This is a genomic window from Brevibacterium permense, from assembly GCF_013280495.1.
In the GTDB taxonomy this organism is placed as follows: domain Bacteria; phylum Actinomycetota; class Actinomycetes; order Actinomycetales; family Brevibacteriaceae; genus Brevibacterium; species Brevibacterium permense.
This window is the reverse complement of the sequence record NZ_JABSSX010000005.1, coordinates 59384-82713: the sequence shown is the minus strand read 5'-3', so window position 1 is coordinate 82713 and position 23330 is coordinate 59384. Positions and strand designations below refer to the sequence as shown.

The following is a 23330-nucleotide window of genomic DNA, read 5'->3' as shown; positions in this document are numbered from 1 at the left end:
GGTCAATTCGACGAGCCGTCCCGGAGCTGACCCCAGCCGAATTCGGTCTCCGATATTTCATCTCGAAGATCTTCGAAGAATCGATCTCGCGCCTCATCCATGCTTTCGTGCATATAACAATCTGAAACGATGACGCTGAGGGTCTCTCCGCATGCCTGAATAGACGCTACGAATCGATCGAGCCTAGGCCCCTCAGATTCGATAGTAAGTTGTTCGAATTCGGCATCAGTAAGCAGCTTCTGAATCGCTGGAATTACTATATATTCGAGCCTGCCATTCAGTTCCGTGCTGATGTCCAAATGGATCCGCCCTCTTTGACTTCCAGACGTGCGACACTCTCGGCCGTCGGCTTGTTGGTTTCGAGCTTAATCGTCGGGAATGAAGATGCCATAAATACAGAGACTGTCGCGATGTTCATTCTGAGACTATTCAGTGACCGCATGATTTCAAAGCTCACCATCAAGGTCTTGGAATCGGGGCCGGCAGATGATGCCGAGCGACCAGCCAATAGACTCCGGCTTGGACGAGGATGAAGAGCAGAGGTTCAAAGCGGTCGGCAGCGGTCACGGGCGGTTCAGCGACTGCCGCAATGCGGCCGACCGGAACTGAACCGAGCCGCCTCCGTGACAGTCACAGATTCTGCTGGAGCTGGAACGTCGCGCCTTCCGGATCGGTGACCGTGACGATGCGTCCGTACGGGGAGTCTTCCGGACCAGCGAGCACCTTGCCGCCGAGCTCGGTCACCTTCGCGGCAGAGGCATCGGCGTCTTCGACGTTGAAGTAGGTGCGCCAAAAGGAATTCTGTGCCCACTCGCTGGCATCGCAGATTCCGGCCACGGCCTCGTCGCCGTCGCCGTGCGTCGAATACGGGAAGCCCTCCATCGGGGTGATGTCGAATGAGAAGACGTTGCCGTAGAACTCGTTCGCAGCCTGGTAGTTCGTTGTCATGAGTTCGAACCACACGGGGGTTCCCGGGGTGAGCGGAGTATCGAAGCCGGAGAACTCGCCGGGCTGCCACATGCCGATAGGTGATCCTGTCGGATCGACGACGACAGCCATTTGGCCGAGCGGGCCGACCGGCATGGGGCCGACGACATCGGCCGCCTCAGCGGCCAGAGCTGCTTGGTGGGTTCCGGCGATGTCCCCGGTGTGCAGGTAGGTCGACCAAGCCGTGGGCATCTCCGGGCTCGGGGTGCCGTCCATGTTCATGGCTCGCATGGCGCCGCCGACGTTGCCTCCGTCCTTCGTAATCATGTTGTAGTGGCCGAAGTCCTCACCCATGTCGGTGAATTCCCAGCCGAAGAGCTGATTGTAGAAGTTCTGGGCGGCCTCGAAGTCCTGACAGACATAGTCGATCCAGATGGGCTGGCCTTCGCGGGGGTTGGCAGGCATTGCGTCTCCTCTTGTGATGGGTGGAGGTGAGTTGCAGCTAATGGTGCCGACGGCAGGGGGATGATCCTACTGCCAAGCGCGCGTGAAGTCCGCGAAGCAGTCGGTCAGCGCCGCTTGCAGAAGCGGACCGAAGGTCACGCGCCCGACCCCGAGCTCAGTGAGCTGAGCGAGGTCGAGTTCTTCGGGCACCGCGCCCTTGATCGGGTGCGCGGTGACATTGAGCGGCAGAGTGATCTGCGCGAGGATCGACTTGAGTGTGCCCACATCGGGCAGACGGACGGGGTAGGCGGAGTCCGCGCCGGCGTCGGTGCACAGACGCAGACGTCGGACCACCTCGGCGGTGGGATCCTCGAAGTCGCCTGGATATTTGAACACATCCGTCCGGGCGTTGATGACAACATGGACCCGCTGTGCTTCCGCGGCTTGGCGCAGGCTCCAGATGTATTCGGCATGCTCCTCGGGGCTGCGCATGCTGCCCCGGCTGTGCACCGTGTCCTCGATGTTCACACCGACCGCTCCGGCATCGAGGAGGCCGGCGATGAGCTCGGGAGCGGGGGTGTCGTATCCGGACTCGAGATCCGCGGTGACGGGAACGTCCACCGCCGAGGTGATCCGTGAGATCCCCTCGAGCGCTTGCTCGAGCGTCATCTGCTCACCGTCGCCGTGGCCGAGCGAATCGGCGAGCGGGTGTGACCCGATGCTCAGAGCGTTGAAACCGACATCGACCATCGCACGAGCCGACCAGGCATCCCAGACAGTCGGCAGCACGAGAGGTTCGTCCTGGTGATGTCCCTGCAGGAGGGTGAAAGCGCGTTCAGCGAGAACCGTGTAATCGACCATGGTCAATACTTTTCCACTGTTGTGCCTCGACACGCCAGGGGTCGGACTGGTTCACCAGAAGGTTTCAGGCAGGCGCAGTGATAGCGTGAACAACATCCGATGTCGTCGTACGGAGGAGCAGAGGTGGCCGGTTCGGGCACCATCCGCGTTTCGCCCAAACCCGAGCGGGTATGGGCACTCCTCGCCGTGCTTGCCGGCATGGCCACGATCCTCATCGAGATTCCCGCGGCGCTGATGTCCGAATCCGGCTATTCGTTCACTCGGCAACCCATCAGTCATCTGGGGATGACCGGATGTGGGGACTGGGGAGACGTCGGAACTCCGATCGAGGTCTGCTCGCCAGCTCATCCCTTCGTCAACGGTGTTTCCATCATCGCCGGATCGATGCCCGCGATCATCGCCTTCATCTGGCATGACTGGATCGCCCCGAGTCGCTGGGGCAGGTGCGGGTCCTTCCTGCTCGCCGCCGGCGGAATGCTGTTGGCCGGAACCGGGATGGTCCCCGCCGACATCGATCCGACTCTGCATACTGTCTTCGGTTTCGGCGGATCCGCAATCCAGAATCTCGGTCTGCTCGCCGCCGGCATCGCCTTGAGGCGTTGGCCCGAGAAGCGCTGGATCGGCCCCGTCGAATTCGGCGGGCTCACGCTCGGGCTGGGCGCTTTCGGTCTCGCCGGGGTACTGTTCTTGGCCGCTCCCGAGACCTGGAACCTGCCCATCGGCATCGTCGAGAGAGCCGCGTCCTACCCGTTCCTCATCTGGTTCATCGTCGCCGGATGGATGCAGCTGCGTGACGCCTCCAGGCGAAAGCGCGAACTCGCTTCCGGGCGTTGAGGCTCTACAGCCGCGGAGTCCGCGGCGGCACCTGGCGACGGTCGCCCGTCGCCTCGAACGCTGCGGCGATCTCGATGAGCGCAGAATCGTCCCAACCCCGTCCGGCGATCGTCAGGCCCACGGGAATCCCGGTATCGGACATGGTGCCCATCGGCACCGTCACCGAGGGGATGCCCAGATGCCTGGGGACGAGGTTGCCGTTGGCCACCCATGTGCCGTTGCGCCAACCGAGGTCGGCAGACGCTTCGTTGACGTCCATATCGGCCGGTCCCACATCGGCCATTGCCGGGAAGATCACCGCGTCGAGGCCCCGCTCATCCATCCATTCCTCGAGGTCGACCCGCCTCGTGTCCTCGAGCCCGCGCACACCGGATTCGAGCTCGGGGATCTCCGTGACCGAGGCGTAGCGATTTGTGCGCACCTGCTCCGGGTAGGTTGCGATGTCATCGTCGAACCCAACGTAGCGATCCGGCAATGCACCAGCTGGGCGGGGGAAGATCAAGGATCCGTCCACCTCGGCGAGGGTGGAAAGCTTCGGATCGCCGTTCGCGGCGAGGAAATCATCCCAGGCCCACGAGGAGAGGTCATTGATCTCCCGGTCGAGATAGTCGGCGGTGACGAACCCCCGCGTCGCGATCGACGGGGCACCGGGACGGTCGCCCTCGTAATTGCTCACGACCGGGAAGTCGGTCTCGACCACCTCGGCGCCTGCGGATTCGAGATCGGCTCGCGCCGCCTGCCAGGCTCCCATCACCGAGGCGCGAGTCTCGACGCGTTGTCCCGTGGGCCCGCCGATACCACCGTCCGGGTTCGTTCCGGCCCCGTCATCGGCGTTGATGTACATCCGCGGAACGGCGAGGCGTTTGCCGGCCAACACCGTCTGTGCCGCTGCGAGCGATTCCGGCAGCAGCGCAGCATAGGAGTCAGGGCGCACCGCGCTCGTCTTCGGGATCTCCACCCAGGGTTGGACGCGCCAGAAATCTCCGCGAGTCTGCTCGTCGTCGGCGACGATGACGTCGAGAACCTCAGCCAGGTCGGCCATCGTGCGAGTGTGGGGGACGACGACGTCCATGGTCGGCACGAGCGGCCAGTTCCCGCGCACGCTGATGACCCCGCGCGAGGGTGTGTACGCGATGAGGGCGTTGTGCGAGGCCGGGGCGCGGCCGGATGACCAGGTCTCCTCGCCGAGACCGAAGGCAGCGAAGCTCGCCGAGGTGGCCGTGCCCGAACCGTTGGACGATCCGGAGGCGAAGGCGCTGGTCAGCCAGTCGGCGTTATAGGGGCTTTCGGCGCGGCCGTAGAGTCCGCGCTGCATGCCGCCGTTGGCCATCGGCGGCATGTTCGTCAGACCCAAGCAGATGGCGCCGCCGGCGCGCAGCCGTTCGATCGTGAACGCATCTTTCTGTGCCACGAGATCGGTGAAGGCCGGTGATCCAGAGGCCACGGTGAGGCCCGCGACCATATAACTGTCCTTCGCGGTGTACGGAATCCCGTCGAGGGGGCCGAGCGTCTGTCCCGCGGCGCGCCGTTCGTCGGAGGCGGCCGCCTCGGCGAGGGCTTGCGGGTTCTTCACGATCACGGAGTTGAGCTTCGTGTCGGTGTCGGGACCGTCGAACGCGGCGATCCGGTCCAGATAGGCCTCGACGAGCTCCACCGAGGTGGTGCGGCCGTCCTCGAGGGCGGCTCGCAGATCGGCGACGGACGCTTCGACGACATCGAACTTCGACATGATCTTCCTCCGGGCACTCGACGGTGCCTGCGCGATGTGGGTGTGTTCCAGCCCAGAGTAGCGCCGATTCGCCGAGGATGGGCTGCGGATTTTGTTGTCTTCTAGGTGCTGAGTGCGGTATTCGCGGTCTGTACGATCGAGGCATGACGGTCAACGCGATCATTCTCACCGGCGGTCGCTCGCGACGCTTCGACGGTGTTCACAAACCCGGCGTCGAGGTCGACGGACGGTCGACGATCTCCCGGATCCTCCAGAGCGTCCGCGGTGCGGCAGCCGACGCCGAGGTGTGGGTGGCCGGACCCGCAGACGGGCTCACGGAGGCGGAGCAGAAAGGCGTCCGCGTCGTGCGGGAAGAACCCGAGTTCGCGGGCCCGTTGGCCGGGATCGCGGCCGCAGTCGCAGCGATGCCGACGGAGACGGCGTTCCCTACCGAGACGGCCGATGTCACCCTTGTCCTGGCCGGGGACATGCCGATGATCACGGCGGGCCACCTCGGTGAGCTCATCTCTGCGTGTCGTGCCACCGGGCGTCCGGTCACGGGCACAGACGATCGAGGGAAGGCGCAGTTCCTCTGCGCGGCTTGGCCGACTCGGCTGCTGCGTGCCCGTCTTGCGGAGATCGGCGACCCGACGGATGGGGCGGTGAAGCTGCTCTTCGCGGGACTCGAGCCGGTCGCGGTCGCTGTGGACCCGGAGGTAGTGAGCGACTTCGACACTGCAGCCGAGCTCGAAGTGATTCGTGCCCGGCTGGAATAGCCGACGTCAGCCCTGGCGGGCCTTGAACCGAGGATTCTTCTTGTTGATGACGTAGACGCGACCGCGGCGGCGGACCACCTGCGAACCGGGCTGGGACTTCAGCGAACGCAGCGAACGACGAACCTTCATGAGCGTGACTCCTTAATGAGAATGAGTATCATTAGCGTCAATACTATGTTCTCGAGCGAAGGGAAGCGAATGCAGGGATCAGTTACGCGAGGGCAGGGCCCTGTCGCCGACGGAATCGAAGCGATCGCCGTCGTCGGACTCTGCGCGGCCGAGCGCAGACGCTACGCGATGGGTCCGGTCCGTGACCGTGGTTATGTCTTCGTGCCTGCGGAGCAGACCGTCCAGGGCATCGATGCGATCGACCGCCTCGTCGATCTGGTCGGAATGACTTCCGGGGTGCAGGGGTTCATTCTCGAATACGGGGAAGGCGCGGACTGCGCGGAGATCATCGGGGGCCTGAGCAACCCCGAGGCGCGGGCTGTCCTCACCGACCTCGTCTGCGTGCTCGACCTCGCGTGCCTGCACCGCGATCTCGATTCGGAGACACGTGCCGGAGCGCTCGTTGCGCAGATCGAATTCGCTTCTACCCTGGTCCTGTTGGCCCCCGATGGTGCGGATTCGGGCGAGGTCGATGTGGCCATCGGGCTGATCTCGCACTTGGCGCCCGAGGCCGAGCACTGTCTTCTGCGCGACGGTGTGGTTCATGAGCCCGTGTGCTGGCAGTTCGGGCACCGACCTCCAGCCGCAGGGGTGGACGGCGATACTCAACTCGGAGTTTCAGCCCCCGGCCCGATCGGGCAGTGTCCGGGCCTGCCGGTTCGAATAGGTGCGCCCCTTTCATCCGCAGCGACTGCAGGCAGTGCTGAATGCCGCACTCGGCGAAGGCTGCTGGGGGCGCATCGTACGATCTGCTGGCTTCGCGAAGCTCGCTTCCCGGCCCTACGTGACCGCACACTGGGACCAGATGGGCACGCTGCTCGCGCTCTCACCGCTGTCCGTCGATCCTCTTCCAGGCGCAGAACTGTTGGCTCTCGGTCAGGAACTCGCATTCATCGGCATCGACCTCGACGAGGCGGGACTGCGTGAAGCGCTCGACCGGGCCGTCCTCACAGATGCCGAGCTGCTGGCAGGCCCGATGGCCTGGCTGGAGTACCACGACGAGTTCCCCGCATGGGATTCCGCGCACCGAGGCTGACCTCTCACCGGCTCGGTGGCGAAATGCCTGCTTGGTGAACCTGCATCAGCTCGGCCCCTGCGCCAAGCTGATGCAGGTTCGCCAGGCTGATAGCCGAACTTGAGGTCAGCCGGCCGCCCGGCAGTCGGCGCACAGGCCGAAGATCTCGAAGATGTGATGTGTGATCTCGAAGCCGTTCGACGCCGCGATCTGACGCATCCAATCCTCGCTCGGCGGGTCGATCTCGACGGCGGTGCCGCAGCGCTCGCAGACGAGGTGGTGATGGTGCTCGCTCTGTGCGCAGGCACGGAAGAGCTGGGTCTCGGCGATGGTGATGGTATCGGCATCACCGCTGTGCGCGAGCGCATTGAGCTGTCGGTAGACGGTGGCGAGGCCGACACTGGCACCTTCGTCTTCGAGGCGGCGGTGGAGCTGCTTGGCGGAGACGAAGCGGGTCTCGGATTCCAGAGCAGAGCGGATGAGCGCCTTCTGCGTGGTGCTGCGCGTCTTCTTCTGTGGAGCTGCCATGGTGAGTCCTCCTCGGTCGTCTCTGCCGAACTGAGCGTCTTGGCCCGAGCGCATATGCGTGAACGTGCATATGCGAGAGAAATAATGAAACACGTTACCATTAACGGGCGGTTCACCCCACTGCGGTGAGGTTCACTCCCACCCCTACGATGGACCACGTACGCACAGCAGAGCCCGCGCTGCCGAACCACCGAGCACGACCACCGAGGAGGCACTATGAGCGGACCCCAACGCAAACCTGCGATCCCGGTCATTCTCCTCACCGGCTACCTCGGGGCCGGAAAGACGAGCCTGCTCAACCACCTGCTGCGCCACCCCGATGCCCGCATCGGCGTCATCGTCAACGACTTCGGCGACCTCAACATCGACGCCGGACTCGTCGTCGGCCAAGTCGACGAACCGCTGTCGATCTCGGGCGGATGCGTGTGCTGCCTGACAGATGACTCCGAGCTCGAAGACGCGCTTGTGGCGATGACGAACCCCAAGCTGCGCCTCGACGCGATCATCGTCGAAGCCAGCGGATTCGCCGAGCCCCTGACCCTGGCCCGCATGATCACCCGCATGGGCCACCACCGATTCCACCTCGGCGGGGTCATCGACGTCGTCGACGCGACCATGTACTTCGACACCGTCGATACCTCGAATCTGCCGCCTCTGCGTTTCGCCGCGACGACATTGGCGCTGGTCAACAAGCTCGATCAGGTGCCGGCCGCCGACCGTGACGCCACGGTCGACGCCGTGCGCGCCCGCGTCCACGAACGCAATCCGCGCGTCATCGTCATCGACACCCATCACGCCCGCCTCGACCCCACGCTGATCTTCGATCCAGGCGTTGGAGAGCAGGACCGTCGCCGAAGCGGCTCCGACGCCGGTGACGACCCGATCCAACCTGAGCTGCCGATCCGGGAACTGCTGCGTCAGGCCTACGCCGAGGCGGCGGCCGACGAGATCGGCGACGACGAGGTCGAGGCGGAAACCATGCCCCACCGCCACGCCCAGTCGGTGACCGTAGCCGGCCACGGTCCTGTCGATTCGGATGCGGTGATGGATTTCGTCGAAGACCTCCCGCCCGGGGTATACCGGGTGAAGGGCACCGTGCTCGCGGCTGTGGGATCCCGCCGGCGCAGCTTCGACGTGCAGGCAGTGGGCCCGAACGTCTACGTCGCCGAGGCGGCCCGACCTGTCCCGGAGGCTCCGTCCTCGAGTGCAGGGAATGGTGATCGGTCGGATGCCGACAGCGTCCTCGTCGCCATCGGAGAGGACTTCGACACCGAGGCGGCCGAAGCCACTCTGACCGCCGCGCTCAACGGCGTTGCCACAGACCGACCCGACCGCACCGAACGCTTCCTCCACCACGTCCGCCTCCACACCTAATTGCTACCTGACGGCGGCCTAGCAACCTGGCGCCAGGTTGCTAGGCCGCCGTCAGGTAGCAATTAGGTGTGGGTTAGGTGTCGGAGAGGCCGGGTAGGCGTGAGGCGGCGAAGCGGATGTGTTCCTCGGTCAAGGCTGCAGCCTCCTCGGCGCGACCGGCGGTGACGGCGTCCATGATCCCGTGGTGTTGGGACTGCAGCTTCGCCATCAGCGCCTGCTGGTCGTCGACGCGGCTGAACGAGGAGAAGATCGACTTCCGCAGAGAAGTGCGGATGGCCCCGGTGAGGTCGGAGAACAGCTGATTGCCCGCCGCCTGCGCGATGGCGACGTGGAACGCGGTGTCCGCGTCGTTGAAGGTCTCCAGGCTGATCCCGGGAGTGTCCATCATCGCCAGCTGCGCATTCACCTCTGCCAGTGCGTCCTTATCGGCACGGGTCGCCGCGAGGATCGCGCTCGAGCGTTCGAGCTGGATGCGCGTCTCCGTCACGTCATCGATGCTGAAGTTCGTGAGCGCCACATGAAGACGGAGGAACCGGGTGAGCGCGGCCGAGGGCATGGCGGCGATGAACGTGCCTGCCCCGCGGCCGGACCCGCCCGAGGACCGGACGACTCCGAGGCTGTCGAGGACGCGCAGCGCCTCGCGCACACTGGCGCGACTGACGCCGAGCTTCGTCGCCAGGTCGCGTTCGGCAGGAAGAGGGTCTCCGACCCCCAGCGAACCGGTCATGATCTGCTCTTCGACGGCATCGATGACGAGCTCATAGGTGCTCGCACGGTTCACGGGTTTCCAATTGGGGCCCGCAGCCGCCTCGGCGCCGCATGCCTGATCCGGGCGGACCTCGTTCGTATCATCATTCATGGTCGTCTCCACCGCGCCATCATGTCATGCCTCTCATTGCTCATCGTCCTGCCCGTGGGGATGCGACCCGAACCGCCGCCGGAGAACATTTGACGCAGATCACACCCTCGACCTATGCTCAGATTAATGGTCTGACCTCACAAAGGCCATACTGAACATTTTGATCTTTCGAGTTCGGAGCGCGTTCACAGGGGAACGGACCCGATGTGGGCATGCCCGGCCGATTTGGAGAAGCCATGTACACACCTGAAATCGCACCGGTGTCCGACAGCCTGCTGTGGTCGTCCCTGCTGGCGATCCTGCCGCTGCTGACGATCTTCGTCACCCTCGGCGCACTCAAATGGAAGGCTCACTGGGCCGGACTGACCGCCGTCGGCGTCGCTCTCATCGTCGCGATCGCCGCCTACGGGATGCCGGTCGGGCTCGCCGCACTCTCGGCGACGCAGGGGTTCGCCTTCGGACTGTTCCCGATCATGTGGATCGTCATCACCGCGATCTGGCTCTACGAACTCACTGTGCGCTCGGGGCACTTCGAGGACCTGCGGTTGGTCATCAACGTCATCTCCGATGACCCTCGCATTCAGGCCATCATCGTCGCCTTCTGCTTCGGCGGCCTCCTCGAAGCGCTCGCCGGATTCGGCGCCCCGGTAGCGATCACCGGTGTCATGCTCGTCGCCGTCGGCTTCACCGCTATGCGAGCTGCCGTCGTCGTCCTCGTTGCCAACACCGCCCCCGTGGCCTTCGGCGCCATCGCCATCCCGATCATCACCGCCGGCACTCTGACGGGAATCGACTACCAGGACATCGGTGCCATGGTCGGTCACCAGACCCCGTTCCTCGCCGCAGCCGTGCCGCTCTTCCTCGTCCTGCTCGTCGATGGGCGTCGCGGGCTGAAGCAGATCTGGCCGCTGGCCCTCGTTGTGGGCATCGCCTTCGGCCTCGCCCAGTGGGTCTCCGCCACGTTCCTCTCCGTCGAACTCACCGACATCATCGCCTCCCTCGTCGGCCTCGCCGCGGTCGTCATCATGCTGCGCTTCTGGAAGCCGAAGGGCGGTCAGGACGCACTCGATCGTATGGCCGACGAGCGCAAGCACGAAGGCGCCGACGTTCCCGATGCCGGCGGTGCCTCCGCGGCCGTGGCCACCGACGTCAATAAGGAGACCGCGCCGCTGACCGGGTCCCGGGTCTTCCTCGCGCTCTTCCCGTACCTGCTCGTGATCGTCATCTTCTCCGTGGCCAAGCTCGTGCCGGTACTCAACAACTGGCTGGCATCGACCGATGTGAAGATTCCGTGGCCCGGACTGCACGGGAACATCCTCAGCGCCGCCGGCGAAGTCTCGACCAGCACGGTCTACAACTTGCAATGGCTGTCCTCGCCGGGCACTCTGCTGCTCATCTCCGGCATCATTGTCGCGATCGTGTACAAGATGTCGGCGAAGGACGCCGTCGATGTCTTCATCGTCAACGTCGTGAAGATGAAGTTCTCGATCCTCACCGTCGGCTCCGTTCTCGCGCTGGCCTATGTCATGAACCTCTCGGGCCAGACGATCACCATCGGCACCTGGATCGCCGGCACCGGAGCCTTCTTCGCCTTCCTCTCGCCGATCCTCGGCTGGCTGGGCACTGCTGTGACCGGTTCGGACACCTCGGCGAACGCACTGTTCGCGACCCTGCAGCAGACCGCCGCACACGAGGCCGGGCTCAATCCGCTGCTGCTCGTCGGCGCCAACAGCTCCGGCGGCGTCCTCGGCAAGATGGTCAGCCCGCAGAACCTCACTATCGCGGCCACCGCCGTCGGACTGCTCGGCAAGGAGGCCTCGATCCTCCGCCGCGTCATCGGCTGGTCCCTGGGCATGCTCGTCGCCATGTGTCTGCTGGTCGGACTCCAGTCGACGGTGCTGTCCTGGATGGTTCCCGGGCACTGAGATCGGCTCGGCGCCGCCGACACGGTGACCGGGCCGCTTGCACTCGACGAACCCCCGGCCGCTTCCAATAACCAACCCCGCTTAAGAAGGAGCGATAAACATGGTCAAGAGGCAGATTCCTCAGCCGGCCGAGATCTTCGAACTGATGAAGTTCAAGAAGTTCGAACTCGACCCGAAGAAGCGCCGCCTGGAGAATGCGCTGACGATCGAGGACCTGCGCACGATCGCCAAACGCCGGACCCCGGCCGCGGCCTTCGACTACACGGATGGGGCCGCCGAGGGCGAGATCTCGATGGAGCGCTCGGTCCAGTCCTTCCGCGACATCGAATTCCACCCCTCGATCCTCAAGGACGTCACGAACGTCGACATCTCGACCCAGATCATGGGCGGCAGCTCGGCCATGCCCTTCGGCATTGCGCCGACCGGCTTCACCCGGCTCATGCAGACCGAGGGTGAGACCGCCGGTGCCGGAGCCGCCGGTGCCGCGGGAATCCCGTTCACGCTCTCGACGCTGGGCACGACCTCGATCGAGGACGTGAAGAAGACCAACCCGCACGGGCGCAACTGGTTCCAGCTCTATGTGATGAAGCAGCGCGACATCTCCTATGGCCTCGTCGAGCGCGCGAAGAACGCCGGATTCGACACCCTGTTCTTCACCGTCGACGCTCCCGTCGCCGGTGCCCGACTGCGCGATACCCGCAACGGCTTCTCCATCCCGCCGCAGCTGACCCCGCAGACGATCCTCAATGCCATCCCGCGTCCCTGGTGGTGGTGGGACTTCCTGACCACCCCGAAGCTCGAGTTCGCCTCCCTGTCGGAGACCGGCGGCACCGTCGGCGAGCTCCTCGATTCGGCGATGGACCCCTCGATCAATTTCGATGATCTCGCGGAGATCCGCGCTATGTGGCCGGGCAAGTTCTCCGTCAAGGGCGTGCAGACGCTCGAGGACGCGAAGAAGCTCGCCGACCTCGGCGTCGATTCAATCGTCCTGTCCAACCACGGCGGACGTCAGCTCGATCGTGCGCCCGTTCCCTTCGAACTTCTCCCCGAGGTGGCTCGTGAGATCGGCAAGGACGTGGAGATCATCATCGACACTGGAATCCGCAACGGCGCCGACATCGTCGCGTCGCTCGCATTGGGTGCTGACTTCACGCTCATCGGCCGCGCCTACCTCTTCGGCCTCATGGCCGGCGGTCGGGCCGGAGTGGACCGGACGATCGAGATCCTCGTCGAGCAGGTCGAGCGCACCATGCGCTTGCTCCAGGTCGCCGATGTCTCCGAGCTCAACCCCTCACACGTGACCCAGCTGCGTCAGTTCAACCGCGACGAGCGCGCGGAGATCATCAGCTCCCATCCCGCGAAGAAGTGATCGCCAGGAATTGAGCGCCAAGCGATGCTCGCGAAGGTGGCTGCCAGTACCGAATGACGTTATCGGCCCTGGTGGAAGTTCGAAATCGGTGTCATCGGTTCTATTTCGTGTGCTCAGTAGCAGGTGGGGTCTTCATCACATTTAGGCTATGTGAGCCTAACCTAAGAACTGAGAGGCTGGTCAGGTTAGACTGCCCTTATGACGATTTCTTTTCCTCGGAGCGCCGCGGCGCTTGCTGCAGCAACCTTGACCATTGCCCTCCTCGCAAGCGGCTGCGCCGCCGATGGTGACCAGGGAGGTAGCAGCGAATCGGGCAACAAAGATGTCGCCACTGGTGGTGAGGCCTTCGGAACCGCGGATGAGGAGACTGCGAAGCTCGGCACCGACGCCGAGGCGGGGGAGTTCCCACGCACGATCAAGCACGCGAACGGGTCGACGGAGATTGAAAAGAAGCCTGAACGGGTCGTCGTCCTCGACACCGGCGAACTCGACGACGTCCTCTCGCTGGGCATCAAGCCTGTCGGAATGGTGACCACCGAAGGGGCAAACCCGGTGCCGAGCTACCTTGAAGACAAGGTCGACGGTGTCGAGACCGTCGGTACGATCAATGAGCTCGATCTCGAGAAGATCGCCTCGCTCGAACCCGACCTCATTCTCGGCAGCCAGCTGCGGGCAGACAAGCTCTACGATGAGCTCGACTCGATCGCCCCGACCGTATTCTCGATCCGACCTGGGTTCCCGTGGAAGGAGAACTTCCGCCTCGTCGGCGACGCCTTGGGAATGGAGAAAGAGGCCACCGCGGACCTCGAGGAATATGCGGAGGAAGCGAAGACGCTGAAGAAGTCCGTCGACGGCGACCCGACGATCTCTCTCGTACGGTTCATGCCCGAGAAGCTGCGCCTCTATGCGAATCAGTCACTCATCGGAGTCATCCTCGGCGATGCCGGCTTCAAACGCCCGGAGAAGCAGGACGTCGACGAGCTCGCCGTTGAGATCTCACCGGAGAACCTCGACCAGGCCGGCGGTGACTATATCTTCTACACGAGCTACGGTGATCCCAGGGCCACAGGCGAGGACAAGGCCCTCAAATCGAGTCAGTGGAAGGGTCTTGACACGGTAAAGGACGGCAAGGCGATTCGTGTCGAGGACGATGTGTGGTTCCTCGGCCTCGGACCCACAGGCGCTGGGCTCATCCTCGACGATCTCGACGAGTACCTGACTAAGTAAACGTGCTGGGCAGTGCCCCGGTGGCTGCTACGGCAGCAGATGCCTGAAACCGGTCATTCGAGTTCGAGAGTGAGGCCGGAAGTTCCACACGAACGCGAGACGCAGATCATCATCGTCTCACTGTCCGTCCTCTCCTCCTCGGACAGGAGGCTGTCGCGGTGATCGACCTCGCCGTTGATCACCGCGGTCTCGCAAGTGCCGCAGATTCCTTCGCGGCACGAGCTCAGGGGTGCAAACCCTGCGTCTTCCAGTGATTCGAGAACCGACCTGTCAGCGGGTACCTCGACCGACTCGCCTGTGGTCAGCGTGACAGTAAAAGGAGCATCGCCGGTCGATCTGCTGTCGTCGGGGCCGTCGAAGAGCGAAGCTCCCGATTCGGCACTGCTCGGCCCGGTGCCATCTGAGCCGACACCGGCAGTGGTTGAACCGTCGGAGGGCTGAGCCAGGAACAGTTCGGTGCGTAGCAGATCGGGGTTTTCCCATGACTCCGCTGCTTCGGCCAGCTCATTGAGCAGCCCCGCCGGTCCACAGGCGTATGCCAGCTCCCCGGCGTCCGGTTCGATGAGATGTGCCCCGAGATTGAAGCGACCGTCCGCGCCGCTTTCATGGATGTACACGCAGTCGCCGAAATCTTCGAGCTCAGCGACGAAGGCCATTGTCTCACGCGATCTTCCGAGGTAGTCGAGCGTCCAGGAGATGCCCCGTCGATGGGCCTCGCGCACCATGGCGATGATGGGCGTGATTCCGATCCCCGCGGCGATGAATCGATAGTGCTCGGCGGGCTCGAGTGGGAAAGTGTTCTTGGGGCCACGCAGCCTAACCTGAGAACCCGGCCGAAGAACCTCATGAACGTGAGCTGATCCGCCGCGCGATTCGGGTTCGCGCAGCACGGCCACCTTCAGAGGCTCCCCCGGTCGGGAGCACAAGGAGAACTGGCGCACCAGTCTCTCGCCCATGAGGACGTCAAGGTGCGCTCCGGGCTCCCAGCGGTGGAGGTCCACAAGTGATGGTGTCCCGGCTTCGCTCTCGCTCGGCGTGAACTCGACGGACAGCACGCCATCGGCTTCCACTCGCATCTGCGTGACGTATGCGTCGAAGAACGACAGCCGTGTGCGCGACCGGGGGCCTGCCTCGGCGGGGGTGTTGGATTCGGCGCCGGCGCCGGCTCCATCGCGAAGTTCTGCTGCGGCGGTGGGCGTCTCGACTGTTGATGGCATTCTCAACTCCTTGTGCGCTTCAGGGGACCCAGCGAAGAGCAGCGGTCCTGGTGGGGGTGAGGCAGTAGACGGTTGCGGTCGATTGCGTGTCGGTGAGCTCGACACGAATGGTCTCGTTCACTTCGCCCTCGAGGACGAAGGAGTCACCGGGATGGATTCGCCGCTGCCAGGGACCATCGGGCACCGTGATGAGCGCGTCCCCCGTCTTGACAGCGACGACGATGACATCGCCGGTGCATCGTGTGAGCACAGTCGAGCAGTGGATTTCGTCGAGAAGCTCGACCGTGTGGACGACGAAGGACTCATCAGTCTTCACAGAGGTGCTTACCCCGTCCGGTGACGTATGAAGAGTGATCGACCAGCGCCACGGGTCGCCGCGTTCGGCGCTGTCAGGGTTGGCGGCCAGGACGCGGCTGCCATCGGGCATGGTCGGTGCGGCGCTGAGGGAGTTCGCGCGCTCGAGCATCCACATCCCCGATCACCTCCCGCCGGCTGCGGTGCCCATGGCTTCCGCCGAGGTGGTCGACTCGGCTGCGGACCTTCCCGCCCCGGCTGCCGCCGCTTTCTGCGCTTGTCGGCGAGCTGCTGCACCGATGGGCTTTGTATTCGCCGGCGCGCCGGGTCGGCGAGGTTCCTTCGCCTCGCGTTCCTTGGCTTCCTTCTTCAATAGCGCCTGGTGGATGCGACGGGCCTTGGCGACGCCGCCGTCCTGGGCAATGAGGACGTCGAACTCCTGACCGGGGCGTGTCTGCATTCCCAGCTCCTGCGCCTCGAGCGCGTCCTTGTCCTCTTCGAGCACCAGACCCAGACCCTCACGAAGCTGCTCGGTGGCTTCGACATTGTCGACGGCGAAGTTGCGGGCGAATGAATAGTAGTACCAGCAGGTATGAGCATCGATCGGGGTGATGGCGTTGAGCACTTTGATGAGGTAGCCCTCGTCTCGTGGCGCGCCCTCTGCCGTGATGCCCGAGTGAAGTGTGAGATTGTTGGGGACAAAGAATTCGGTGGCGTGGAAGCGATCCCAGTTTCCGTCGATTCCCATCGTATCTGCGTACAGTGGCGGTGCGGGTACGGAGGGCATGAGTCTGTCCACCAGCACCACATTGTCGTCGACTTCGACTGTGATGCCGTATTCGTAGATGTAGTCGTCGCCGACAGTCGTCTTGTGGAGGAAGGACTCGTGGGTGAGGTCGAGCAGATTGTCGTGCACGAGTTCGGCTCGACAGTCGACTTGGAGGGAGTGCTCGACGGAGGCCCAGTTGGGATCATTCATCCAATGGGTGTCCGGAATATCGCTGGGATCGGCATCCGCAGGGTCGTCCCCCATCCATACCCAGATCCAGCCGTCCTTCTCGTGAAGGGGGTAGGAACGGACGACTGCCCGCTCTGGCAGCGTCGTCTGGCCGGGAACCTTCGTGCACCGCCCATCAGGTCCGTAGATGAAGCCGTGGTAACCGCATTCGATGGAGTCACCCAGCATTCGACCTTTGGACAAGGGGAACGCCCGATGGGCGCAACGGTCGGCAAGCGCCTTGGCCTGATCATCGGAAATGCGGTAGAGAACGATGGATTGTTCGCAGATCATTTTCCGGATGGGTTTGTTCGTCACTTCATCCGACCATGCAGCAACGTACCAGGTGTTAAGGATGTAATCAGCCATGGGGGAGCCTCCTTGCTTGAGTAAGCAGAACTTCTTCAGTCTACTGTATACAGTGTGTACTGTGTCGACATGATTTTGCAATCCGAGGCAATCGCGGAAGAGTAGAGGTAGCAGCAGCGCGGATCACGAGGATCGTGGTCGGCGGATCGAGCACGGACGCTGAGATCGCCGGGAGGAAACGATGGGCACGGAAGACGCGGCAGGCAAGCCGTTGGCCGAGCAGGTCTATGAGAACGTCAGTCGATTGATCGTGAGCGGGGAACTGGCCGCCGGTGAGCCTCTGGTGCAAGAGAAGATCGCGGCGCAGTTCGACGTGTCCCGGACTCCTGTGCGCGACGCGCTGACTCAGCTGACGACCGATGGTCTGGCGACCTTGGTGGCCTCGCGCGGGTACTTCGTCACGGATCTCTCGCGAAATCAGGTCGAAGATGTCTTCGAGGTGCGCGCGGCTCTCGAAGAACTCGCGCTCCGATCGGCTTTCGGCCGGCATACACCCAAGGACCTGCTTCATCTGCGAACCCTTGCTGCTGAGGCGAGGCTGTGCAGCCCGACGGATGGTATGGAGGTTTTCGACGTCTCTCTCCGGTTCCATCGTCGATTGGTTGAGCCGTGCCCCAATGGCTACATGCTCGAGCTCCTGGGCTCGGTCTGGAGCCACCCTGTGCAGCGACGCATCGCACTGACGTACAAGCCGGGGCAGGAGCATGTGGAGCGGGTCGCTTCCGATCATGAACGGATCATAGACGCCTTGGAGGCGCACGATCTGGCGAAGGCCACGGAGATTCTGCGGATCTGCCACGATCCCGCGGACGAACGTGGAGGCCCCATCGTGGAATGACCGCCGCCGATACGATTCGCCTCCGGCGCGATGTTGCCGACTGAAACGTTTCTGTATACAGTGTGTCCAACACTGGAGAGGCTCGGGTTCTATCAATACGGTGAGAACATTCCCGCCAGGAATTCGAGCGATGCCACTACCGCGCAAAAGGAGCGTTATGACGGTCATTCGAGGCATCGATTTCGAAGAATTCGGAGTCCAACACGGATATATCGGACTCACTCAGTCGGATAATGTCAACGATTCTGCTCTGATCCCAGTCCCGGTCACTGTTGTCTCGTCAGGGGCAGGTCCTACTGCGCTCCTGGTCGCGGGCACCCATGGCGACGAATACGAGGGGCAGGTGGCACTGCAAGCGCTTGCCCGGGAACTGACGCCTGAACACATCAGCGGAACGGTGATCATCGTCCCTGCGGCCAATGCGCCGGCGGTCCGAGCCGGAACCAGGGTTTCGCCGCTCGACGGTGCCAATCTCAATCGTTCTTACCCCGGTTCGGCCGAAGGTGCTCCGACCTGCCAGGTTGCGGAATTCATCAGTCGACAGCTGCTTCCAAGAGCCGATGCGGCATTGGATCTGCACTCCGGAGGCAGCAATTCCGTCTATGTCGATGCGGCTTTCGTCTATCGGGGGCCGACGAAAGAGTTGTGGCAGACCAAATCGCAGATCGCTCGCCGTCTGAACCTTCCGTATGTCATCGTCGTGGCAGAGAAATTCGAACCGGGATCGATCAACTCGGCGGGGGACGACGCGGGGATTCCCGTCGTCGCCACGGAGCTCGCCGGGGGAGGCACAGTCGACCGCCGGACTCTCGCTGACATCCGCAGGGGTCTGCGCCAGTTTTTGACTGATCAGGGAATCCTGTCTGAGGACGTCGAGCTCGCGGCGCTCGCCGGCATCGCGTCGCCTCGAGTCGGTGAAGTCGATCGGCCGGCTCAGCAGTGGCTCGAGCTTGTCTCTGAATCGGGGATACCGGCTGAGATCCCGGGTCTCGTCGAACCGCTCGTCGGCCTCGGCGACGAGGTACTCCAGGGCGATATCGTCGCTCTGGTGTACTCGGTTGACGATCCGCATCGAACACCGGTCGAGCATCGTGCCGAAGTCGACGGTGTGGTCGCGGTGGTTCGTCACCCGACACTCGTAACGCGCGGTAGCTTCGTCATGCACATCGCTCGTCGAATCGATGCGCCCGAGGGGTTGAAATGAGATTCGCGAGGCGGTCGATCGGCAGGTCCATCGTTGCATTTGCGCTGCTGGGCGTCACCGGATGTGGTCTGCAAGGGCACCATGGGAATGTCCCTGAGGCGCCGATGGATATGTCGGTCACCGTCGTCGATATGCCCGCTGACCCCCGCCTGCAGGCTGCGCTTCCGGATAAGTATCAGCAGAACGGTCGGCTGCTCATCGGCACTGATCCCACCTACCCGCCTTTTGAGTACTATAACGACGACAACACGACGATCATCGGGTGGGACATCGATTTCGCAACGGCGGTCGCACAGGTCCTCGGCGCAGAGCCTCGTTTCATCGCTGCGAACTTCGACACAACGCTCCCTGGCCTTTCGTCGGGCAAGTACGACCTCAGTATCTCGGCTTACGGGGTCACTGCTGAACGACTGGAGAAAGTCGACTTCGCCAGCTACCTCGCAGGTGGCAGCGGGTTGGCGGTTGCGGCAGGGAACCCTGAGGAGCTGTCGTTGACCGACCAGTCCGTCTGCGGAAAGAAGGTCGCGGTCCAGATGGGCACACTGCAGGCTCTCACCCAACTGCCCGACCTGTCCGCTGAATGCGAAGAGGCGGGCAAGCCGGAGATCGATGTCCACATGTATCCGACTCAGTCGGACGCGAATCTCGCGCTCACCGCAGGTCGCGTCGACGGAACCTGCGCGGACAGCATCTCGCTGACCTACCAGGGACTGCTTGCGAACAACGAATTCGAACTGGCCCCCGGCCCAGAATACGACCCTCAGCCCACTGCGATCGCCCTGCCAAAGGGCGGTGCGCTGACCGCGCCGGTCGCCGAAGCTGCCAAGCAGGTGATCGACAGTCCTGTCTATGACCAGATCAATGCCAAATGGCACATTCCTGACAGCGCGAAGATCTCACCCGAAGAGGTGCTAGACCATTCGGCCATCACTGACTGAGACGGCACGGTGTCCGATCTCGGAATTACGGAGCAAAGATGTCAACTCTGACCACTTCAACATTTGGCAAGAGCAGTCGGTCCTCTGACGGTTTCACGATCGTCAAGGCCAAGCATCCGGGGCGCTGGATCGCGGCTGGAGTGCTGCTGGCCCTCGTCGCCCTCGTCCTCTATTCGGTATTCACCAACGATCGCTTCGGCTGGCCGGTGGTGGCCTACTACTTCACGGACTTCTCCACTGCGCGGGGGCTCCTGATCACGCTCGAACTGACCGTTATCAGCATGGTTATAGGTATGGCGCTGGGAGTGATCCTGGCGGTCATGCGTCTCTCGCCCAACCCCGTCGTGCGTATGGCCGCCGCCGCCTACGTGTACTTCTTCCGGGGAACACCTGTGCTCGTCCAGCTTCTGTTCTGGTACAACCTTGCGGCTCTGTATCCGACCATCAATCTGGGGATTCTCGGCCTTCAGTTCGACGCTAACGCCGTCATTACCCCGATGTTCGCTGCTATTCTCGGGCTGGGCCTCAACCAGGGAGCCTACATGTCTGAAATCGTACGGGCAGGCCTGTTGTCAGTCGACAGCGGCCAAGTCGAAGCCGCTGGGGCGTTGGGGATCAACCGATTCCACACACTGCGTCGGATCGTGTTGCCGCAAGCGATGCGTGTCATCATCCCGCCGACTGGCAATGAGACGATCGGAATGCTCAAGACCACCTCGCTGGTCAGCGTCTTGGCCGTGCCCGAAGTGCTCTATTCGGCGCAGGTGATCTATGCACGTACATTCGATACGATCCCGCTGCTCATCGTCGCGAGCCTCTGGTACATCGTCGTGACGACGGTCTTGTCGATAGGGCAGTACTACCTCGAACGGCACTTCGCCCGCGGTTCACAGCGCGAGTTGCCGCCGACTCCGTTGCAGAAGATTGCGTATCTCTTTCGAGTTCACGACCGACGTCTGCCCGTTTCCACCAAAACCGATCAGGAGAACAGCCGATGACGATGCAAGCGGAACCTGCAGAGGCTCAGGCTGCCTCGGGATCGAACCGGATGATCTGGGCCGATGCCATCCACAAAAGCTATGGCCGAAATGATGTACTCAAAGGCATCGACCTCGAAGTCGCCGCCGGTGAAGTGGTCTGCCTAATTGGGCCGTCCGGCTCCGGGAAGAGCACATTCCTGCGGTGTATGAATCACTTGGAGACTGTAGACGACGGAATCATGTGGGTCGCTGGTCGGGTAGTCGGCTATGAGATGAAGGGCGACAGGCTGCGCGAACAGTCCTACGCACAGGTCTGCAGGAGCCGGACGAAGATCGGAATGGTCTTCCAACACTTCAATCTGTTCCCGCATATGACCGTTCTTGAAAACATTATGGAAGCTCCGACCGTCGCCCTGCGGCAGAAGAAGTCTGTGGTGCGTGAGCGAGCGATGCGTTTACTTGAGCAGGTCGGACTCGCGGAGAAGGCGCAACACTATCCGCGCCAACTCTCAGGGGGTCAGCAGCAGCGTGTCGCTATTGCCAGAGCTCTGTGCATGGAGCCCTCACTCATGCTCTTCGACGAGCCGACAAGTGCGCTGGACCCCGAACTGGTCGGTGAGGTCTTGAAAGTGATGAAGGATCTCGCTCGAACGGGAATGACGATGGTCGTTGTCACGCACGAAATGAACTTTGCTCGCGAGATGGCCGATCGTGTGGTGTTCATGGACGGTGGGGTGATCGTTGAGGAGGGTCCCGCGGCTGAGCTGATCACCAATCCCCGGCACCCGAGAACGAAGGAGTTCCTCGCGTCGGTGCTCTGAGCGTATGTTGTGTTCCGAACCTGCCGGAGCAAAGATAGCCAGCTGACCTGTCGGCCTCGAGTTTCCGGGGCCGACAGGTGTAGGATCTCGCCGAACTTGTCAGCGGCATGCCCGGCTGACCTGCGATGTGACACTGTGGCAAGCTGCTACGCGTCTCGTTATTTCGTCGGAATCCTCATCGAAATGACGGTTGGGTCGCTTCGCTCTTCGGCGTCGTTTACGTGATGGACGAACCCTCCGCCGGGCTCCACCCGCAAGATGTCAGCGCGCTGTTAGCCATCCTCGACGGCCTCGAAAAACGTGGAAACAGCCTGTACATTGTCGAGCATTCCGTTGACGTGATGCGGCATGCGGATTGGCTAGTCGACATCGGCCCCGCTGCCGGTGAACGAGGAGGTCGGGTCATCTACAGCGGCCCGACCATGGCTTGGCCGAAATCGAAGAATCCGCCACGCGAGGTTACCTCCTCGGCGGCAGTGGACTCCCTCCGCGTGAGCCAAGGACGTCACATGAGTGGTTGCAACTTGAAAATATTGCGCGCGACAACCTTCAGAACGTCTCTGCCATAATCCCCTTGCGAGCGTTCACAGCTGTGACCGGAGTATCGGGGTCAGGTGAATCCAGCCTCGTCAGCCAGGTTCTCCCAACCTTGGTCGGTGAGCACCTCGGGCGCCCCAATCAAGCGGATGAGCCAATGCCCGACGGTGATGAAATGCTGTTCTCCGACGAGCCCGAGGAGTTGCAGGGTTCCGTCGCAGGAGGCCTCACCGGAGTCCGCCGGGTCGTGAGCATCGACCAAAAACCCATCGGACGCACGCCCCGGTCGAATGTCGCAACTTACACTGGCCTGTTCGAACATATACGGCGCCGATTCGCCGAAACCCCGGAAGCTCTTGCACGCGGCTACAAACCAGGCCGATTCTCATTCAACGTTGCCAACGGCCGGTGCCCGACCTGCGAGGGAGAGGGATCAGCCATGGTCTTCCTCCCGTCCGTATATACAGAGTGCCCGGACTGCCATGGCGCCCGTTACCAGGCGAGCACTCTCGAGATCCTCTGGCACGGACGCAACATCGCAGAAATCCTCGCTATGAGCGTCGAGGAAGCACACGCGTTCTTCGAGGGAGAATTCGACATCATGCGCTCACTCACCGCTCTCATCGACGTCGGACTCGGCTACTTGCGTCTCGGCCAACCGGCAACTGAGCTCTCCGGCGGTAAGGCCCAGCGGGTCAAGTTTGCCAGCGAGCTCCAGCGGGCCCTACGCGGCGACACGCTCTACGTCCTCGATAAGCCCACCTCAGGATTGCACTGCGCTGATGCGGACAGGCTCGTCACTCGCATGCAAACACTCGGCGACGCTGGGAACACAGTTGTCATGGTCGAGCTCGACATGCGCGTGATCGCCGAGGCTGATCACGTCATCGATCTCGGCCCGGGTGCCGGGGGCAACGGTGGACAAGTCGTTGCGACCGGCACTCCGGCAGAGGTCTCTACATCGTCTCAGAGCGCTTCGGCACGGTGCCGCCGCCGTTTCCGCAGCGGAAACTATCGTTTCCTGAATGTTCGTGCTCGTGTAGTCATGTCTTTTAACACCACCTCGTACATGCATCCTGTCCGCTGCGCCCTGGTCAGCAGCCTTGAGAGTTCGCTGATG

Annotated in this window: 23 protein-coding genes and 1 pseudogene; 13 read left to right on the top strand and 11 right to left on the bottom strand. The window is 63.0% G+C overall.

Annotation, left to right across the window (positions count from 1 at the left end; genetic code table 11):
* Positions 1–2 precede the first annotated feature (2 nt).
* From HK353_RS09035 to HK353_RS09025, 3 genes are all read right to left on the bottom strand, one after another.
* Positions 3–299, bottom strand: coding sequence for a hypothetical protein (locus tag HK353_RS09035; RefSeq protein ID WP_173155374.1), 297 nt, complete (start codon positions 297–299; stop codon positions 3–5).
* Positions 300–630: 331 nt separating this feature from the next.
* On the bottom strand, positions 631–1392 hold the full coding sequence (locus tag HK353_RS09030) for a VOC family protein (RefSeq protein ID WP_173155372.1): 762 nt from the start codon (positions 1390–1392) through the stop codon (positions 631–633).
* Positions 1393–1458: 66 nt separating this feature from the next.
* On the bottom strand, positions 1459–2232 hold the full coding sequence (locus tag HK353_RS09025) for an isocitrate lyase/PEP mutase family protein (RefSeq protein WP_173155370.1): 774 nt from the start codon (positions 2230–2232) through the stop codon (positions 1459–1461).
* A 99-nt stretch (positions 2233–2331) separates the two neighbouring features.
* Here HK353_RS09025 and HK353_RS09020 point away from each other — a divergent pair, with 99 nt between their 5' ends.
* The gene (locus HK353_RS09020; protein ID WP_173155368.1) at positions 2332–3066 is read left to right on the top strand and encodes a DUF998 domain-containing protein; all 735 of its coding nucleotides are present in this window, start codon (positions 2332–2334) and stop codon (positions 3064–3066) included.
* A gap of 4 nt (positions 3067–3070) precedes the next feature.
* Here the strand turns inward: HK353_RS09020 and HK353_RS09015 are convergent, their stop codons facing one another.
* Entirely contained in the window at positions 3071–4795 is a 1725-nt protein-coding gene (locus HK353_RS09015; RefSeq protein WP_173155366.1) for an amidase, read from the bottom strand.
* Positions 4796–4938: 143 nt separating this feature from the next.
* Here HK353_RS09015 and mobA point away from each other — a divergent pair, with 143 nt between their 5' ends.
* Positions 4939–5550, top strand: coding sequence for a molybdenum cofactor guanylyltransferase (gene mobA, locus HK353_RS09010; protein ID WP_173155364.1), 612 nt, complete (start codon positions 4939–4941; stop codon positions 5548–5550).
* Between the two features lie 6 nt (positions 5551–5556).
* On the opposite strand, the gene ykgO is transcribed toward mobA, so the two are convergent.
* Positions 5557–5679, bottom strand: coding sequence for a type B 50S ribosomal protein L36 (gene ykgO / locus HK353_RS09005; protein WP_039212194.1), 123 nt, complete (start codon positions 5677–5679; stop codon positions 5557–5559).
* Positions 5680–5757: 78 nt separating this feature from the next.
* Positions 5758–6291, bottom strand: a complete 534-nt coding sequence (locus HK353_RS09000; protein WP_173155362.1) for a hypothetical protein — start codon at positions 6289–6291, stop codon at positions 5758–5760.
* A 94-nt stretch (positions 6292–6385) separates the two neighbouring features.
* Here HK353_RS09000 and HK353_RS08995 point away from each other — a divergent pair, with 94 nt between their 5' ends.
* Positions 6386–6754 carry a CobW C-terminal domain-containing protein gene (locus HK353_RS08995; protein WP_342589866.1) on the top strand — a complete coding sequence of 123 codons (369 nt, stop codon included), beginning with the start codon at positions 6386–6388 and terminating at the stop codon, positions 6752–6754.
* Between the two features lie 105 nt (positions 6755–6859).
* Here the strand turns inward: HK353_RS08995 and HK353_RS08990 are convergent, their stop codons facing one another.
* Positions 6860–7261 carry a Fur family transcriptional regulator gene (locus HK353_RS08990; protein WP_173155358.1) on the bottom strand — a complete coding sequence of 134 codons (402 nt, stop codon included), beginning with the start codon at positions 7259–7261 and terminating at the stop codon, positions 6860–6862.
* A 216-nt stretch (positions 7262–7477) separates the two neighbouring features.
* On the opposite strand from HK353_RS08990, the gene HK353_RS08985 reads away from it, so the two are divergent.
* Positions 7478–8635: a CobW family GTP-binding protein gene (locus HK353_RS08985; RefSeq protein ID WP_173155356.1), complete on the top strand. Its 1158-nt coding sequence runs from the start codon at positions 7478–7480 to the stop codon at positions 8633–8635.
* Between the two features lie 73 nt (positions 8636–8708).
* On the opposite strand, the gene HK353_RS08980 is transcribed toward HK353_RS08985, so the two are convergent.
* The gene (locus HK353_RS08980; protein WP_173155354.1) at positions 8709–9494 is read right to left on the bottom strand and encodes a FadR/GntR family transcriptional regulator; all 786 of its coding nucleotides are present in this window, start codon (positions 9492–9494) and stop codon (positions 8709–8711) included.
* 236 nt (positions 9495–9730) lie between these two features.
* Here HK353_RS08980 and HK353_RS08975 point away from each other — a divergent pair, with 236 nt between their 5' ends.
* The 3 genes from HK353_RS08975 to HK353_RS08965 all read left to right on the top strand — a co-directional run bounded on the left by HK353_RS08975 (position 9731) and on the right by HK353_RS08965 (position 14015).
* Positions 9731–11419, top strand: coding sequence for an L-lactate permease (locus HK353_RS08975; RefSeq protein WP_173155352.1), 1689 nt, complete (start codon positions 9731–9733; stop codon positions 11417–11419).
* A 100-nt stretch (positions 11420–11519) separates the two neighbouring features.
* Positions 11520–12788 (top strand): alpha-hydroxy acid oxidase, encoded by a 1269-nt coding sequence (locus tag HK353_RS08970; RefSeq protein ID WP_173155350.1) that lies wholly within the window; start codon positions 11520–11522, stop codon positions 12786–12788.
* Between the two features lie 198 nt (positions 12789–12986).
* Positions 12987–14015 carry an ABC transporter substrate-binding protein gene (locus HK353_RS08965; RefSeq protein ID WP_173155348.1) on the top strand — a complete coding sequence of 343 codons (1029 nt, stop codon included), beginning with the start codon at positions 12987–12989 and terminating at the stop codon, positions 14013–14015.
* Positions 14016–14068: 53 nt separating this feature from the next.
* On the opposite strand, the gene HK353_RS08960 is transcribed toward HK353_RS08965, so the two are convergent.
* The 3 genes from HK353_RS08960 to HK353_RS08950 are packed head-to-tail and all read right to left on the bottom strand — an operon-like array spanning position 14069 to position 16892.
* Positions 14069–15232 carry a PDR/VanB family oxidoreductase gene (locus HK353_RS08960; protein ID WP_173155346.1) on the bottom strand — a complete coding sequence of 388 codons (1164 nt, stop codon included), beginning with the start codon at positions 15230–15232 and terminating at the stop codon, positions 14069–14071.
* A gap of 19 nt (positions 15233–15251) precedes the next feature.
* Positions 15252–15704: a hypothetical protein gene (locus HK353_RS08955; RefSeq protein ID WP_173155344.1), complete on the bottom strand. Its 453-nt coding sequence runs from the start codon at positions 15702–15704 to the stop codon at positions 15252–15254.
* Positions 15705–15710: 6 nt separating this feature from the next.
* On the bottom strand, positions 15711–16892 hold the full coding sequence (locus HK353_RS08950; protein WP_173155342.1) for an aromatic ring-hydroxylating oxygenase subunit alpha: 1182 nt from the start codon (positions 16890–16892) through the stop codon (positions 15711–15713).
* Positions 16893–17073: 181 nt separating this feature from the next.
* Between HK353_RS08950 and HK353_RS08945 the strand changes: the two genes are divergently transcribed.
* The 6 genes and pseudogenes from HK353_RS08945 to HK353_RS17070 form a co-directional block, all read left to right on the top strand.
* The gene (locus HK353_RS08945; RefSeq protein WP_173155341.1) at positions 17074–17730 is read left to right on the top strand and encodes a GntR family transcriptional regulator; all 657 of its coding nucleotides are present in this window, start codon (positions 17074–17076) and stop codon (positions 17728–17730) included.
* 157 nt (positions 17731–17887) lie between these two features.
* Positions 17888–18934: a M14 family metallopeptidase gene (locus tag HK353_RS08940; RefSeq protein ID WP_245395901.1), complete on the top strand. Its 1047-nt coding sequence runs from the start codon at positions 17888–17890 to the stop codon at positions 18932–18934.
* Positions 18935–19044: 110 nt separating this feature from the next.
* Entirely contained in the window at positions 19045–19872 is an 828-nt protein-coding gene (locus tag HK353_RS08935) for an ABC transporter substrate-binding protein (protein WP_173155337.1), read from the top strand.
* A 38-nt stretch (positions 19873–19910) separates the two neighbouring features.
* Positions 19911–20870, top strand: coding sequence for an amino acid ABC transporter permease (locus tag HK353_RS08930; protein WP_173155335.1), 960 nt, complete (start codon positions 19911–19913; stop codon positions 20868–20870).
* Complete coding sequence (locus tag HK353_RS08925; RefSeq protein WP_281063467.1) at positions 20867–21673, top strand: amino acid ABC transporter ATP-binding protein; 807 nt, start codon at positions 20867–20869, stop codon at positions 21671–21673. Before HK353_RS08930 ends, HK353_RS08925 begins: the two co-directional genes overlap by 4 nt.
* 197 nt (positions 21674–21870) lie before the next feature.
* Positions 21871–23192: pseudogene (locus HK353_RS17070) on the top strand (excinuclease ABC subunit UvrA); the annotation flags it as partial.
* Between the last annotated feature and the right edge of the window lie 138 nt (positions 23193–23330).